Raw genomic sequence first — 15,465 nt, forward strand, 5'->3', positions numbered from 1 at the left:
TTAAAGGACATTTAATGAAGAAAATCATCACAGTCGCAGCACTCTGTCTGCTGTCATTTTCTTCGCTGGCCGCTTCTTCACCGGTTAGCGTCAGTGTTAGTCCCGGAAGCTACAGCCACTACTCATTGATTCGGATTACATCAAAAGTCGATTCGATTGTGATTAAACAACTCATTGTCAACCGGGGAAACTGCCAGGATGCAGAATTCGCCAGCCCGTGGAAACCAGTACGTCTGGGATTTGGCGGTGCTGTATCCCATGAATTTACCGGCAAGGGGCTGATGGTTCCCTGTAATGTACTGGAAGTGGTGGTCCAGACAAGCGAAGGCGCATGGCAATTTGATTTTGACAGCTGACACTGCGCGCTTTTCCACCCTTCTTTTCTATCTGAACGCCCTGCTCAAACGAGCGGGGCGTTTTCTTTTGCCTCTTTTAAAGGAATTACTCATGAGATTAGCCAGCCGCTTTGGCCATATTAACCAGATTCGCCGTGAACGCCCTCTGACCCATGAAGAGCTGAAGAGTCATGTTCCCAGTGTATTCGGGAGTGACAAACATGAATCGCGTTCAGACCGTTACACCTACATTCCGACCATCACCATCCTCGAAAGCCTGCAGCGCGAGGGTTTTCAGCCGTTCTTTGCCTGCCAGACAAAGGTTCGGGACCAGAGCAAGCGGGAGCATACCAAACACATGCTTCGCCTGCGTCGCGCCGGGCAGCTAAACGGTCATCAGGTACCGGAAATCATTTTACTCAACAGCCATGACGGCTCCTCTAGCTACCAGATGCTGCCGGGGCTATTTCGCGGCGTCTGTACCAACGGCCTGGTTTGCGGTCAGTCATTCGGAGAAGTGCGGGTACCGCATAAAGGTAATGTCGTCGATAAGGTGATTGAAGGGGCTTACGAAGTGCTTGGGGTCTTTGACCGGGTGGATGAGAAACGCGATGCAATGCAGTCTCTGGCGCTACCTGTACCCGCCCGTCACGCACTGGCGAATGCTGCACTGAAGTATCGATTTGGTGAGGACCACCAGCCGGTCACGGTATCGCAGTTGCTGACTCCGCGTCGTCGGGAGGACTACAGCGATGACCTGTGGACCGTTTACCAGCGCGTGCAGGAGAACCTGATGAAAGGTGGTCTGTCAGGGCGAACCGCTCAGGGGAAAAGGAGCCGCACCCGTGCCGTTACCGGCATTGACGGCGATGTGAAGCTCAACCGCGCTCTGTGGGTTATGGCAGAAAACATGCTCGAATTTTTCGGGCGTTAAACAATCATTCCGGCATAAGGAGATAGTTTGATGGATACACAAAACCTTCAGTTCGCTGAGCAGACAGCAATCACGGCCTCAGTGGTCCCTGACGAGTTACGCATCGGCTTCTGGCCACAGCACTTTGGCTCCATCCCACAATGGATAACCCTTGAACCTCGCATTTTCGCCTGGATGGACCGCCTGTGTACCGATTATCACGGTGGTATCTGGAACTTCTCGACGCTCAGCAACGGCGGCGCTTTTATGGCTCCTGAGGCAGAAAGCAATGAGAAGTGGACATTGTTCAATAGTATGAACGGCAACGGCGCGGAACTTACTGGTGAAGCGGCAGGGATAGTCGCCTGTCTGATGGCTTACAGCCACCACGCCTGTCGTACCGAATGTGACGCGATGACTGAGCACTATTATCGCTTACGCGACTACGTGCTAAACCATCCGGAATGCAGCGCCATTATGCATCTAATCGACTGAGGAATACCTGACATGAATATCGCATTATCCCCGGTATCATCACAGCCTGAACTTTTTCCGCTGGCGGTTATGGCCCAGCATGGTTGCCTGCTTCCCGCGACATACGGATTGACACCTTATGCCCAACGGACCATCCGCCGGGCTATCAACCTGCTGGATAAATATCTGCGCCAGCCTGGGATAGCCTTTACCTCAAGCACTGCTGCCCGTGACTGGCTTCGGTTACAACTGGCAGGACAAGAACGGGAAGTGTTTATGGTGCTCTATCTCGATAACCAACACCGTTTACTGGAGAGCGAAACGCTATTTGCCGGTTCGGTTAACCATGTCCAGGTCCATCCTCGTGAGATAGTGAAGTCAGCGCTTCGCTTCAATGCTGCAGCTGTCGTACTGGCGCATAACCATCCATCCGGTGACCCGAAGCCAAGTCAATGCGATCGCAACATTACGGGCAGGCTTAAAGAAGCGCTAGCACTGGTTGATGTGAATATGCTCGATCATTTGGTCATCGGTTCAGAGGGCATTGTGTCGTTCGCAGAGCGAGGCTGGATATGAAAATCATCAGCAAACGCCAGGCAATGACCCTGTACCGGCAACAACCTGGCTCCCGACTGTTTCGCTTCAGTACGGGCAAATATAAATGGTCAGGCAGTATCTGCCATTATGCTGGCCGCGAGGTGGAGGACATACGCGGCGTTCTGGCCGTGTTTGCTGAACGTCGTCAGGACCGCAATGGTCCCTATGTCATTCTTCGAAGCGTTACTCTCAATTAATCCTTTACTTTAATCAGGAACAATAATGAACAATCACTCAGAATCTGGTGACGAGCCGGAGAATCCAGCCTGCCAGCAGTGGGGGCTAAAGAGTGCGATCACACCCTGTTTTGGAGCTCGTCTGGTGCAGGAAGGCAACAGGGTGCATTTTCTCGCTGACCGGGCCGGATTTTACGGTGCTTTCAGCGACGATGACGCGCTACACTTGGATCAGGCCTTTCCGTTGATAATCAAGCAACTTGAGTTGATGCTCACCAGCGGAGAACTCTCTCCCCGGCATGAGAACTGCGTCACGCTATATCACAACGGGCTTACGTGCGAAGCCGATACGCTTGGTAGCTGTGGTTATGTATACATCGCTGTTTATCCCACTCAACGTAAATTACTTTCACGAGAACCATAATGAAATTTCAACCTGCAACAACTCTACGTGCAGCGGAGTCATCCCGTCACTATCTGGCAAATGTTACTTACTCATCTACTATCGGCATCTTCTTTAACAGGATGACTATAAACGGTGACTTAGTGTCCGCTTCGTGCCAGGAACGGATGTTCGTTGCGCTCCTGGATAAATATACAGCATTATTTGCTTTAATCATTAAAAGCTAGCTTTGAGCAAATGATCAGGTATATTTATTTGTTGCTGATTAAGAAAAATAACTATAATTTAGGTGCTTAGCTTGTAACAAACTAGAAATTTTAGGTCAGATATAGACATTACTTTTTCAACACATTTTGGTTGCAGTTAGCAGTAGTTAATTTTAAATAACTACATTTCACCAGCAAGTTACCATACGACGTGTCATCTGGTTAAACCAGAGAAAGCGGGCCAGTACAATATACAACTGTTAGGCTGACAATTAACTTTCCCGAAAATTATAGAGGTAGCAGTGAGCGGAACAAATCGCGCAAAGATAACATTTTTAGAACTAGTTATCCCTCCCATTTCTAATCAAGAAGCAGTTTGGTTTAAAGACGAACCTTTTGCCGAATATATGAAGCAAAGCGATTTCTACATAATTGGTGGAAAAGCCAAGTCAAAATTTTCTAATATTCGTGCCAATGAAGACAATAGCCAAATTTTCTTTGATGTTTTTGTAGGTGGTGATCATAAAAGCAGCGGGGTCATTCATATATATAAGTTGAAGCCAGTTATTGATTTTGAGGGTAATGATTTTGGTGTTGGTTGCGGGGGGGAAGCAATAGAGTTTTTCTACAAAAAAGATGGCGAAAAATTCTTATTGGCTCGATTTACACCAGAAAATATTCTATGGTATCGATCTAGAGAAGAAGAAGGCATATCAGGTTTAGATAATTATGCAGATATTATGGTCTATGATCTACTTTATGTCGGAATAGCAAAAAAAGGAGATAGTTATAGTCGTCTAATAGCTAAAGGACATCATGCGCGTCAAGAAATACTTTCTAATGAGCCACAGCGCTATCCTGGAGCTAGAGTTACTGATGAGATTTTTCTTTTCCTATTCCGCCCGGAGCCTTTATTTATCACTACGTTCGGTCCTGATAGTGATATAGATCTGGACTTTGGTTACGATCACAAAAAAATTATTGCAGATGCAGAGAAAGCCTTCGTAAGTTTGTTGCAGCCAAACTATAACACAGTCAGATTTAAACAATATCCAAAAGGATCAGACGGATTATATGACTCTAAGCTAGATAGGTATGGTTACTCTATAGGTGAAGCTATCACTTTTAATACCCCTCACGGTCAAATTAAAGGAGGTAGAAATGGAGATTTAAGGGGGTTAAGTAACAAAGCTGATTTTATATCAGTCGATAAGGAATCTGCCAAACTTTTCATTTCAGGCGTTGATTTTCCTAATGATGAACCTAATGTCTAACAATCGCACGTTGTCGGACTGGTTTTTTGCTGCGATCTAATCCAGCCGCAAATATGGGCCTTATGTCTGCAATTCGCTTATAGAAGTCTACAAGCGATTAATTTATACCCAGCTTGTACCAGAAGCTATCAATGCCAGTATTGCGATGTATCGAACAACGAGTGAAGGTTAGGAGAAATGATTGTAACTAGGGAAAGCATGAAAAATGGCTCATCGAGTGTCTTCAAGAACGGGGTGGTAGTGCTTGGCCACGTGAAGTCTCAAAGTATGTATGGGACAGCTACGAGGCTGAGCTTAGGGATTTCGGCGATATGTTGTATACGTGGCAATATGACATTCGTTAGGCCGCTCAACAATTGAGAAATGAGGGTACTTTAAAACCAGTAAATAGACGCAGAGATTTGCCATGGGAACTAGCATAGTAACAGTGAGTGTTCGTTTTGCACCGACAGCTGACTTTGCCCTGAGGGAGTTAGTGCCTCTGAAGAAAACTTTCCTACTTGTCTGAATCTTGCTTTGATAGCCATATCGGTGTTCAACTGGTATTGTTTTATACCCACTCGTAATGTCTATTTTTTGTACGGATTTAAACTTGTGGGTACAAGTGTGGGTATAACTATCTGCTATTGATTATAAAATACATTGATATCAGTCTATTGGGTGTGAAATTCGAGTCCGGCCTTCGCACCATAAGATGCAAATTAAAGTCGCTTAAGGGCGGCTTTTTTTGTGTCTGAAATTCCATATCCACCCAATTATTTTCCTTCATGAACAGCAAGCAGAATCCACATTACTCACTCTGCTGATAATCAGTGATTCAATATCATTGTTCATTTCTTTGCCCTGTATCGTTTGCGATAGCCTTTATAGCGGGTATTATTTTGCGCATTGCATTCCAAAACTGAATTTTTGCCTGTGCACATTTGCATTATGGCTGCGATCTCCCCGAGGGTTTCATGACTAACACTAACTTTTCTCAAACGGCTGCGTTTATCTGGTCGGTAGCTGATTTGCTGCGCGGTGATTTTAAACAGTCTCAGTACGGGCGCGTGATCCTTCCCTTTACGCTGCTGCGCCGCCTTGAATGTGTGTTGGCAGAGACTAAAGACGCGGTGGTGGCGAAATATGATGAATTAAAAACCAGCCCGCTGCCGGAAGATGCCAAAGAGAAGTTTCTGCTGCGCGCCAGCGGGCTCTCCTTCTTCAACACCTCGAAGATGGACCTGGGCAAGATGGGCCAGAACGACATCAAAGCTAACCTTGAAAGCTACGTACAGGCGTTCTCTCCGGACGCGCGTGAAATCTTCGAGCACTTCAAATTCAGTGAGTTTGTCGGCCTGCTGGAAGATGCCAACCTGCTGTTCAAAGTGGTGAAGAAATTCGCTACCACCGATCTCAGCCCGAAAGCGATTTCCAACTATGAAATGGGCCTGGTGTTTGAAGAGCTTATCCGTCGTTTCGCGGAGAGCTCTAACGAGACCGCCGGTGAGCACTTCACCCCACGCGATATCGTACGTCTGACCACCTCGCTGGTGTTTATGGAAGATGATGAAGCCCTGACACAGGACGGTATCATCCGCACCATTTACGACCCGACGGCCGGAACCGGCGGTTTCCTCTCTGCGGGCATGGAGTATGTGCACGAGCTGAATCCTAAAGCCGTCATGCGTGCTTTTGGCCAGGAACTGAATCCGGAATCCTATGCTATCTGTAAAGCCGACATGCTGATCAAAGGTCAGGACGTCAGCCGCATTAAGCTGGGGAACACCCTCTCTAACGACCAGCTGCCGCTGGACCAGTTCGACTACATGCTCTCTAACCCACCGTTTGGCGTGGACTGGAAAAAGATTGAGGGCGAGATTAACGACGAACATACGCAGAAAGGCTTTAACGGTCGCTTTGGCCCTGGCCTGCCGCGTGTATCCGACGGCTCTCTGCTGTTCCTGATGCACCTGATCAGCAAAATGCGCGACAACCACAACGTGGATGGCACCGTGAGCAACGGCGGGCGTATCGGGATTATCCTTAACGGTTCACCACTATTTACCGGTGGAGCGGGCAGCGGAGAGAGCGAAATCCGTCGCTACATTCTGGAAGCCGACTTGCTGGAAGGCATTGTCGCGCTGCCAACGGACATGTTCTATAACACTGGCATTGCCACCTACGTCTGGATACTCTCCAACAAGAAAGCGCCTGAGCGTAAAGGCAAAGTGCAGCTGATTGATGGCACTAACCTATGCGGAAAAATGCGTAAATCGCTGGGTTCCAAGCGCAACCTGATGGGCGAAGACGATATTAAACTGATCACCCAGACCTTTGGCGATTTTAAGGTGGTGGATACCACAACTCTGGAAGAACTGGGTCTGGAAAAAGCCACCGAGCAAAAATCCAGCCGTGGCCGTCAACCTGTGACTGCCAAAACCGAAGCGCCGAAAACCTTCGCCAGCAAAATCTTTAACAGCACCGACTTTGGCTACCGCCGCCTGACCATTGAACGTCCGCTGCGTTTATCCGCTCAGATCACGGATGAGGCGATTGCAACTCTGCGTTTTGCACCGAAGCCGTTTAACGCGCCGATGGAACGTCTGTGTGAAGAGTTCGCAGCCCAATGGCAGGAAGATAGCTATGGTGATTTCTCCGAACTGGAAGCCGAAGCGCGCGCCATTATCAAAGCTGAATTTGCCGAGTTGAAAGAGAAGCAGATTAAAGACCTGCTCGACAGCAAGCTGTGGCAGGCACAGCGCGCCTTGATGGAAAAAGCGCAGCAGATTCAGACGGCTCTGGGTTCGCAGGCGGGTGGTAAAACGCTGGCAAGCAATGACTTTAACCAGTTCCAACTGACCCTGAAAGGGGCCATCAAAACGGCTGGCGTGAAGCTGGATGCGAAAGAGAACAAGCAGTTTATCGATGCAATCACCACGAAAAACCCGGATGCTGAGCCAGTGGTGAAGAAGGTGCTGAAAGAAGCCGCTCAGCCGCTGTACGGTGCGTTTGAATACAAAGGCAAAGTGGTGGAGTTTGAGCAGGACGGCGAGCTGCGTGATAACGAGAACGTGCCGCTGAACCCGGCGGTATCCACCAGCGACCTGATTGAAAACTATTTCGAGTCTGAAGTACTACCGCACGTGAATGACGCGTGGATCAACGCTGATAAGCGTGATGCGAAAGATGGTGAGGTGGGGATTGTGGGTTATGAAATTCCGTTTAACCGCCATTTTTACGTCTATCAGCCACCGCGCCCGTTAGAAGAGATTGATGCCGATCTGGATGCAGTGAGCTCCGAGATTATGAAGCTGCTGCAGGAGGTGCATTCCTGATGGCTAAATATACGGCATATCCGGAGTATAAGGATTCAGGGGTTGAGTGGTTGGGGGAGATTCCTAAGGGCTGGACTATCAGTAAAGTAAAGTATCTTGCTCCATTTCAGGTTGGTTGGACCCCGCCAACAAAGAATGATGCCAATTTCATTGGTGATAATCTATGGGTCAATATTTCTGACTTAAAAGATAAATTTATTTCATCTACAGCAAAATGTATCTCTGATAAAGCTGCAAAAGAAGCATCAATGGTTATCACTCCTAGGGGGTCTCTGCTATATAGTTTTAAACTATCGGTTGGCGCAGTTTCATTTGCAGGATGTGATCTTTATACAAATGAAGCTATCGCATCATTTTTGGACCAAGCTCAACTGCCTCTATCATATTTGTACTATGCACTTCCGATATTTATTATTGAAAATGCATCAACTAATATCTATGGTGCAAAGATATTAAACCAAGAGCTTATAAAAAACTCATTTTTACTTGCACCTTCACGTAGTGAAGCAGAGAAAGTTGCTAATTTTTTGGAGCACGAAACCGCAAAAATCGACAACCTGATCGAGAAGCAAAAGCAACTGATTGAACTGCTGAAAGAAAAACGTCAGGCTGTGATTAGCCATTCCGTTACCAAAGGGCTAAACCCTGATGTGCCGATGAAAGATTCTGGTGTTGAGTGGTTGGGGGAAGTTCCGGAGCATTGGAAAATATGCCGCATTAAGCAATTATCAAAACAGATATCTAAAGGTACAACACCGAGCACCATTGGTGGTGATTTTGTTGATGAAGGTATTCGATTTTTAAAAGCAGAAAATATTGGTAAGTCAAAGTTTGTTAATTCATTACCAGAATTCTATATTAGTAATGACGTAGATAAACAAATCTCAAGAAGTCGGCTTCAAGAACGGGATGTCTTAGTTATCATAGCGGGTGCAACTACTGGTATGGCTTCAGTTCTTCAAAAAGAGATACTGCCTGCGAACACAAATCAGGCAGTAAGTTTCATTCGCACTAAAAATAGTAATCATGCCGATTGGGTCTATTACTGGCTTGGGACGGATACCATCCAGAGGATAATAGGAATGGGCGCGGTTCAGGCTGCCCAGCCGAATCTATCAATGGAAGATCTTGGGAATATCCCAATTTTACTTCCATAACAAGATGAACTTGCCTCTATATGCATGGAAATAGAAAAGCAGTTTGTTCAATTTGAGTCCTTAATTTGTAAAGCGGAATCTGCAATAGATTTAATGCAAGAGCGCCGCACCGCTCTTATCTCCGCCGCCGTCACCGGAAAAATCGACGTCCGCGACTGGGTTGCCCCGGACACGCAAAATGTTGAGGAGCCACAGGAGGCCACCGTATGAGCATGGACAGCACCAAAGAGCTGATTTTCCAGAATGAGATGATTGCTCAGATGGAAGCAAGAGGCTGGATTTGTGGCAAAACCGACGGCTACGATCGCGAACGTGCGCTGTATTCCCAGGATGCACTGGCCTTTGTGCAGACCACACAGCCGCAGGAATGGAAGAAATTTGCCAAAATTTACCCTACCGATACCGAGCGTCATTTCCTCGATGCGCTGGTGGCGCAGCTGAAAAAAGCGGACATCAACGCTACCGATATGCTTTCGCGCACTTACGGCACCCTAGGCGTGCTGCGTCATGGTATCAAAAGCCATAATGCGCGTTTTTCCCTGTGTCAGTTTAAGCCGGAACATAATCTCAATCCGGAAACTCTGACGCGCTACAAACAGAATATCTGCCGCATTGTACCGGAGCTGGTTTACAGCCCGCATGCGTCGAGCGCCGTATTTGAAGAGACAGGTGTAAAGGCGAAGAAATGGCGTATCGACCTGGTGTTGTTCGTCAATGGCCTGCCAATAGCGACGCTGGAACTGAAGTCTGAATTTAAGCAAACGGTACAAAACGCCATTACGCAATATAAGAAAACGCGTTTGCCGAAAGATCCCGGCACCAATAAGCCCGAGCCGCTGCTGACCTTTAAACGCGGGGCGCTGGTGCACTTTGCCGTCAGCCAGTACGAAGTATTTATGGCGACCAAACTCGATGGCGATAAAACCTTCTTCCTGCCGTTTAACAAAGGCACCCATGACGGCGGTGCGGGGAACGATATCCCGGAAGATGCCAACGACTACGCCACCAGCTACCTGTGGAATGAGGTGCTGCTGCCGGACAATCTGCTGAAAATTCTCGCGAGGTTCGTGCATCTGCAAATCGTCGAAAAAGAAGATGCCATTGGCCTGAAGTACAAAAGCGAGAGCCTGATTTTCCCGCGCTATCATCAGTGGGATGTGGTGAACAAACTGATCATCGCCGCCACGGTGGAAGGCACCGGCAATAAATACCTGATTCAACACAGTGCCGGGTCGGGCAAATCGAACTCTATCGCCTGGACGGCCCACCAGCTTTCCCGCCTGTACGATGAGAATGGCGAGAAGCAGTTCCACTCGGTGATTGTGGTGACGGACCGCACCGTGCTTGATGACCAGTTGCAGGACACCATCTATCAGTTTGAGCATCAGGATGGCGTAGTCGGGCGTATCAATAACAAAGAGGGCGACGGTTCTAAATCGGAGAAGCTGGCCAGCGCGCTGGAAAACTCGCAGCCAATCATTATCGTCACCATTCAGACCTTCCCGTTTGTCCTGAAGGCGATTGAAAACAGCGTCAGCCTCAAGCAGCGTAAATACGCGGTGATTGCCGATGAAGCGCACTCCTCGCAGAGCGGCTCTACGGCGCGTCAGCTGAAAGAAGTGCTGATGACGGAAGAGGCGGATGACGATGTGGAGATGTCTTCAGAAGATATTCTGGATGCCACCGTCGCCGCGCGTAAAGGCAGCAACAATCTCAACTATTACGCCTTTACCGCTACGCCAAAAGCCAAAACGCTGGAGCTGTTTGGCCGTCGCCCGAATCCGCAGGAACCTGCATCGAAAACGAACAAACCGGAAGCGTTCCACATTTACTCCATGCGCCAGGCCATCGAAGAAGGCTTTATTCTTGATGTGCTGAAGAACTACACCAACTACAAGGTGGCGTATAAGCTGCTGCAAAAGCTGGGCGATCCTGACCGGGAAGTGGACAGCAAGAAAGCGAAGATCAAACTCAACCAATGGGTGTCGCTGCACGATCATAACGTGTCGCAGAAAGTGAAGGTGATTGTTGAGCACTTTCGCAAGCATGTGATGCACTTACTGGCAGGCCAGGCGAAAGCGATGGTAGTAACCAGTTCGCGTAAAGCAGCGGTGCGTTACAAGCTGGCGTTTGATAAATACATCGCCGAGCACAAGTACGACAAGATCAGCGCGATGGTGGCGTTCTCCGGGGAAGTGGAATTCCATGAGGATGACCACAACAGCCTTGCGTTGCTCAACCAGAAATTTACCGAGATCAATATGAATCCAGGCCTGAAAGGCCGGGATATGCGTAAAGCGTTTGATACTGACGACTACCAGGTGATGCTGGTGGCCAACAAATTCCAGACCGGTTTTGATCAGCCTAAGCTGTGCGCCATGTATGTGGATAAAAAGCTGGGCGGCGTGGAATGCGTACAGACGCTTTCGCCTGAACCGTACCTATCCTGGGAAGGCACAGTCCGGCACCTTTGTGCTTGATTTTTACAACGAACCTGACGAGATTTTGGGGGCTTTCCAGCCGTACTACCAGACAGCAGAGCTGATGGATGTCAGCGATCCGCAGTTGGTCTTTGAGCTTTATGAAAAGCTGCGTACCAGCGGTATTTTCCTGTGGAACGAGGTAGAACAGTTCTGTGAGGCGTTCTTCAGTAAAAACAAATCCAACGCGGCCATTAGCAATATCTGCAAACCTGCGGTAGAGCGCTGGAAGCATCGTTACACCTCAGCGATTGATGCCTATGTGCTGGCCAAAGAGATGTTTGAACGCACTAAGAAAACCGGCGATGTTGTGCTGATCACCAATGCGGAAAACACCTTTAAGGACTGCGAGAAAGAAAAAAGTAAGCTGGATATCTTTAAGAAAGATCTCGGCAGCTTTGTCCGCTTCTACGAGTTTATGTCGCAAATCGTCGATTATGACGACAAGAATCTTGAAAAGCTGAGTCTCTTTGCTCGTCATTTGCGTCCGTTACTGCATGAACAGCGTATTGAAGAAGATGAAATTGATTTAAGCAACGTGGAGATGAGCCATTACCGCCTGTCCAAACTCCACGAACAGCACCTGAAGCTGCAAGAGGATGCTGAAGAATACAAAATCAAACCGGGTAATGATGTCGGAACGGCGAAACCAAAGGACAAGAAAGAGGAGTTTCTTTCAAATATCCTGGCTCGTCTGAACGAGCTTTTTGTCACCGATAATCTGACCGATAAAGACATGATCAATTATGCCTTTGCGGTGCGCGACAAGCTGTCAGAAAACCAGGCGGTGATGACCCAGATCGCGAACAATACGCGCGAACAGGCGATGTTGGGGGATTTCCCGAAGGCGATTGATGACGCTGTTATGGACAGCAACGAAGCCCAGCAGGAGATGATGGTGCAATATCTCTCTAATCCTGAACTGGCGAAGGGCTTTGCCCGCGTGGTGTTTGATATGTTGAAAGGGGCATAAGGTTTCACTTTCTGTCAGAATGAGGGATGTTATGTCAGGTGTAAAATAAGACATTTCATCCCTATTCTTAGATTATCAAAATATGTACTGTTGACCGTCAGTAATTAATTCGTGTTGTTTTTTGAACTTCAAATGTAAATTTATCGTGAAAACCAATCAAGTTTTTTTGTTATTTTAGGTTGTTCTATTTCATAGATATCATTGTATGTTAACTTTAATTCGAGATTGGATAATTCAGAACGCAATTGTTGTCTAATGAAATTTTGGCCTGCTTCAAAGCTTGCTTGTATAAGAGTTATTTCTTTATCTACAGAAATAATTCTGCCATCAATATTTCCAGTAAAACGGTCCCAGACAAGATCTCGTTTGATGTGACTTATTGCATCCAGGAGCTGATGGTGATGATTGTTATCTTTCTGCGTTAAAAACTCTTTTATAATTAAAGGGCCTGTTCCTTGATTTTTTATTTTTAAAAAAATTACGTCTTCATAATCCCCGATTAAAAATTCTGCCAATGGTTTTACCGATAATTGATTGTGCTTTTGCTGATTAACTTGTGCTTTATATGCTATGAATAACGATATTATTGAGGTTACCATTGCACAAAATGAAACGATTAATTCTGATTTACTTGCCAAGAAATTTAACATCATTGCTTTTCCTTTAATGTCATATATATTAGTGAGCGTTTTTTTCTATTTTTGTGTTTTTTTCATCAAGGCCTTCAATTCCTCAATAGTAAGTGAGGGTTTTCGCCTGTGGATCATTGCATGGCAATTGGGGCAGACAGGGCGAAGATCATTTACAGGATCGAGTTTGTAGCGCTCTCCAATCTCAGAGAGAGGGGTGATATGGTGGACGTGAATATAGTCCTTGCCGGTTTCACCATACGTTTTCTCAAAGTCCATATTGCATACGCTACATTGACAGCCGTAGTGGTCTATACATTTGTCTCTTGCTGTTTTGCTCCGTTCGTACTTGTTAACTTTGATCTGTTTTACGGCCCCTTCATAAAAGGTTTCGGGCACATCATCTGGATAATCGATATCTAACTTGGTAGAAAGCGATTCTGCTTTTTTGATGCCCTCATGGGTGAGTTTCCAGATGCCAAGGCCTGATTCTTTGGCATTATGAAGATACTTGTAATCAACAAGCTTTTTACGCGCCCATTGGACCATGTTGTTCCATTGGGGACGGTTGCTATCATCAGGAAGTAAGATGCTCATTTCTTCATCGGTAAGGCCGAACTCCCTCCCCAACGGTTCATAACATGAGGAAGAACTAACTTCTCCCCCTCGGTTATAAATATTTAAAAGTAAGGGAATTTCAATCTCTTTATAACTCGGGAATGCCATGTTTATCACCATTAAATGAATATGTTACCTTCTGAAAATTTCGCGTATATGCCACTCTATATAATTAGCCTGCGGATAATTTTCTTTCTGTAGTGGGAGGTGAATTTGAGCTCCTGCGAAGTCCCAAAAGAATCTGGATACAACGCTATTACCATTTACAGCGGAAGATATTTGAACGCGCATGTTTTCATCCACTCCAAGAGAGCCTTTATCAAAGGCTTTATGGTGGATTGAGCAGAGAGCTAAGCCATTCGCGATCTCACATGGCCCTCCAAATTGCTTCCATTTAATATGAGCGGCTTCAAGTGCGACAGAGGTATTATCATGTCGCATATTGAAACCGCAAACGGCGCACTGATAGTTATAGGCTCGCAGTACCTGCTGTCGAAATAAGGGATCGCGCTGTTTGCGAATTTGCAGGAGATTGAATCCCAACTCGTCGGCGAGTTCTTCCTGGATGCTTTCGGTAAAGTGTGCTTCGAGAATTTGCTGAGCTATAGAGTTAATCAGATTCTTACTGTTTATCAAACGAGTGTAATGCGGCTCGTCAAAACCGCCTGCAACATGATTTTCAACCAGCTCTCCCGCAGGAGGTTGTTTGCTGGTACCTGATGTGGAACAGCGCTCCGCATTTTGTAGTTCCCAAAAGCCATCACCTTGTAAACGCCAGAACGGCATATCAGGACGGTACTGTGCACGCTGTGGTCCAAAACGTTCCAACAGGCTGTGCAGCTGATCGCGTACTTCCGTACCGTAATCAAACAATCGCGCATGTCCCTGCTGATAGTTCGCCAGCACGTACAGAAGCAATAAAGGCTTATGCGGCGCACGCTGTTCGCCTTTGCGCCAGATGGTGATGTCGGCAATTGCCTGTTCGAGAGTTTTGCTGGAAGCCATCGCGTTACGGAAGAAGGTAAATAATTGCGATGATGCTCGTAAAACCCGGACCAATCAACCCGCAGTCAACAAAAACATGACCTTACCGCACACTATGTTATTTCCTGAATCCACCTCGCAAATTCCAAATTTACCCCACCCAAAACCGCTGTATTTATATTCAGCCCTGTATAATGATCACCAGAAATTACGCCGAATGGCAAAAGGAAGTATCAAAGAATATTTAAAGAAGAATTCGCGATATGAAGGTGCTGCAACACCCCCATACCGCTAACCACAACCAACTAGTAAGGAGTTGTATATGGCTGCGACGAATTTTAAGCCAGAGTTTACTGTTTGCAAAACAGAATCAGACGCTTTCACCGGCATGATTGAAAACCGCGAGCTGGTACGCAAAAACAGCGCCCGCCGTCTTCACGGCAACCAGACCAACGCGGTGCCCGTCCATCCCCGCGCGGAAACGCCGCAGGACAGTGCCGCCTGTTGCGAACTGTATGCACGCATAGACATGAAATACCTTCTGCTGGGCGGAGACTGGTTAACCCGCGCGGGCTTTATCAACGGCATGCCGGTGAAAATCCGCGCCATGAAAGACTGCATTGTGATTACCCCACAGCATACAAGAGAATTATGGGGATGTCTGGAAGGGATGAGTGTGGTGAATATAAATAAGCAAAAAGTCGCGCAGTGGTTAAAAACGTTTCCGGGGGCGTTGAATGATACTGGCGATATCCCTGTGGTGAAGCGCGGAACTGGTCGGGCAGAATAATATCTAAAATCTCCTTTCATTAATCCTGTAAAAGGATGAGTTAATACGGACGTGAATACACATGTCCGTATTTTTTGTTTTTTACATGAATTATCTAACTCCGCTGGTGCACTCTATAAATCGGTTGTAACATTCTCCG

13 protein-coding genes and 2 pseudogenes are annotated in these 15,465 nt (G+C 46.9%); 12 read left to right on the forward strand and 3 right to left on the reverse strand.

Annotation, left to right across the window (positions count from 1 at the left end):
* The first annotated feature begins 14 nt into the window (after nt 1-14).
* The 11 genes and pseudogenes from ACEPLT_RS02565 to ACEPLT_RS02615 all read left to right on the forward strand — a co-directional run bounded on the left by ACEPLT_RS02565 (nt 15) and on the right by ACEPLT_RS02615 (nt 12,305).
* Nucleotides 15-356, forward strand: coding sequence for a hypothetical protein (locus ACEPLT_RS02565; protein ID WP_196557829.1), 342 nt, complete (start codon nt 15-17; stop codon nt 354-356).
* Between the two features lie 91 nt (nt 357-447).
* Complete coding sequence (locus tag ACEPLT_RS02570; RefSeq protein ID WP_196557831.1) at nt 448-1,269, forward strand: DUF932 domain-containing protein; 822 nt, start codon at nt 448-450, stop codon at nt 1,267-1,269.
* A 30-nt stretch (nt 1,270-1,299) separates the two neighbouring features.
* Nucleotides 1,300-1,743, forward strand: coding sequence for an antirestriction protein (locus ACEPLT_RS02575; protein ID WP_196557833.1), 444 nt, complete (start codon nt 1,300-1,302; stop codon nt 1,741-1,743).
* 12 nt (nt 1,744-1,755) lie between these two features.
* Nucleotides 1,756-2,298 carry a RadC family protein gene (radC, locus tag ACEPLT_RS02580; RefSeq protein WP_265926181.1) on the forward strand — a complete coding sequence of 181 codons (543 nt, stop codon included), beginning with the start codon at nt 1,756-1,758 and terminating at the stop codon, nt 2,296-2,298.
* A complete protein-coding gene (locus ACEPLT_RS02585) occupies nt 2,295-2,516 on the forward strand; it encodes a DUF987 family protein (RefSeq protein WP_161398214.1) in 222 nt (73 codons plus the stop codon). Before radC ends, ACEPLT_RS02585 begins: the two co-directional genes overlap by 4 nt.
* 25 nt (nt 2,517-2,541) lie before the next feature.
* Nucleotides 2,542-2,919: a type IV toxin-antitoxin system YeeU family antitoxin gene (locus ACEPLT_RS02590; protein ID WP_048294094.1), complete on the forward strand. Its 378-nt coding sequence runs from the start codon at nt 2,542-2,544 to the stop codon at nt 2,917-2,919.
* 487 nt (nt 2,920-3,406) lie between these two features.
* Nucleotides 3,407-4,378 (forward strand): hypothetical protein, encoded by a 972-nt coding sequence (locus ACEPLT_RS02595; protein WP_196557836.1) that lies wholly within the window; start codon nt 3,407-3,409, stop codon nt 4,376-4,378.
* Nucleotides 4,379-5,334: 956 nt separating this feature from the next.
* Nucleotides 5,335-7,695, forward strand: coding sequence for a type I restriction-modification system subunit M (locus tag ACEPLT_RS02600; protein ID WP_232928577.1), 2,361 nt, complete (start codon nt 5,335-5,337; stop codon nt 7,693-7,695).
* Nucleotides 7,695-8,852: a restriction endonuclease subunit S gene (locus ACEPLT_RS02605; RefSeq protein WP_447088323.1), complete on the forward strand. Its 1,158-nt coding sequence runs from the start codon at nt 7,695-7,697 to the stop codon at nt 8,850-8,852. The genes ACEPLT_RS02600 and ACEPLT_RS02605 overlap by 1 nt, the downstream gene beginning before the upstream one ends.
* A gap of 90 nt (nt 8,853-8,942) precedes the next feature.
* Nucleotides 8,943-9,062: pseudogene (locus tag ACEPLT_RS02610) on the forward strand (restriction endonuclease subunit S); the annotation flags it as partial.
* Nucleotides 9,059-12,305, forward strand: a pseudogene (locus ACEPLT_RS02615) (type I restriction endonuclease subunit R). The pseudogenes ACEPLT_RS02610 and ACEPLT_RS02615, both read left to right, overlap by 4 nt.
* A gap of 140 nt (nt 12,306-12,445) precedes the next feature.
* Here the strand turns inward: ACEPLT_RS02615 and ACEPLT_RS02620 are convergent.
* Genes ACEPLT_RS02620 through ACEPLT_RS02630 form a run of 3 tightly spaced genes read right to left on the reverse strand, consistent with a single transcriptional unit; the run spans nt 12,446 to nt 14,557 of the window.
* Entirely contained in the window at nt 12,446-12,958 is a 513-nt protein-coding gene (locus ACEPLT_RS02620) for a hypothetical protein (RefSeq protein ID WP_232928572.1), read from the reverse strand.
* A gap of 42 nt (nt 12,959-13,000) precedes the next feature.
* Nucleotides 13,001-13,660: a winged helix-turn-helix domain-containing protein gene (locus ACEPLT_RS02625; protein ID WP_232928565.1), complete on the reverse strand. Its 660-nt coding sequence runs from the start codon at nt 13,658-13,660 to the stop codon at nt 13,001-13,003.
* A 24-nt stretch (nt 13,661-13,684) separates the two neighbouring features.
* A complete protein-coding gene (locus ACEPLT_RS02630) occupies nt 13,685-14,557 on the reverse strand; it encodes a phosphorothioated DNA-binding restriction endonuclease (protein WP_232928563.1) in 873 nt (290 codons plus the stop codon).
* Nucleotides 14,558-14,858: 301 nt separating this feature from the next.
* Between ACEPLT_RS02630 and ACEPLT_RS02635 the strand changes: the two genes are divergently transcribed.
* Nucleotides 14,859-15,326: a SymE family type I addiction module toxin gene (locus tag ACEPLT_RS02635; protein WP_232928560.1), complete on the forward strand. Its 468-nt coding sequence runs from the start codon at nt 14,859-14,861 to the stop codon at nt 15,324-15,326.
* The last annotated feature ends 139 nt before the right edge of the window (nt 15,327-15,465 follow it).

The organism is Enterobacter sp. fkY84-1, assembly GCF_052974705.1.

Coding starts and splice junctions, on each gene's coding strand:
- ACEPLT_RS02585 (WP_161398214.1), top strand. CDS start 2,295: ATGAAAATCATCAGCAAACGCCAGGCAATGACCCTGTACCGGCAACAA.
- ACEPLT_RS02605 (WP_447088323.1), top strand. CDS start 7,695: ATGGCTAAATATACGGCATATCCGGAGTATAAGGATTCAGGGGTTGAG.
- ACEPLT_RS02590 (WP_048294094.1), top strand. CDS start 2,542: ATGAACAATCACTCAGAATCTGGTGACGAGCCGGAGAATCCAGCCTGC.
- ACEPLT_RS02635 (WP_232928560.1), top strand. CDS start 14,859: ATGGCTGCGACGAATTTTAAGCCAGAGTTTACTGTTTGCAAAACAGAA.
- ACEPLT_RS02625 (WP_232928565.1), bottom strand. CDS start 13,660: ATGGCATTCCCGAGTTATAAAGAGATTGAAATTCCCTTACTTTTAAAT.
- ACEPLT_RS02565 (WP_196557829.1), top strand. CDS start 15: ATGAAGAAAATCATCACAGTCGCAGCACTCTGTCTGCTGTCATTTTCT.
- ACEPLT_RS02570 (WP_196557831.1), top strand. CDS start 448: ATGAGATTAGCCAGCCGCTTTGGCCATATTAACCAGATTCGCCGTGAA.
- radC (WP_265926181.1), top strand. CDS start 1,756: ATGAATATCGCATTATCCCCGGTATCATCACAGCCTGAACTTTTTCCG.
- ACEPLT_RS02620 (WP_232928572.1), bottom strand. CDS start 12,958: ATGATGTTAAATTTCTTGGCAAGTAAATCAGAATTAATCGTTTCATTT.
- ACEPLT_RS02575 (WP_196557833.1), top strand. CDS start 1,300: ATGGATACACAAAACCTTCAGTTCGCTGAGCAGACAGCAATCACGGCC.
- ACEPLT_RS02630 (WP_232928563.1), bottom strand. CDS start 14,557: ATGGCTTCCAGCAAAACTCTCGAACAGGCAATTGCCGACATCACCATC.
- ACEPLT_RS02600 (WP_232928577.1), top strand. CDS start 5,335: ATGACTAACACTAACTTTTCTCAAACGGCTGCGTTTATCTGGTCGGTA.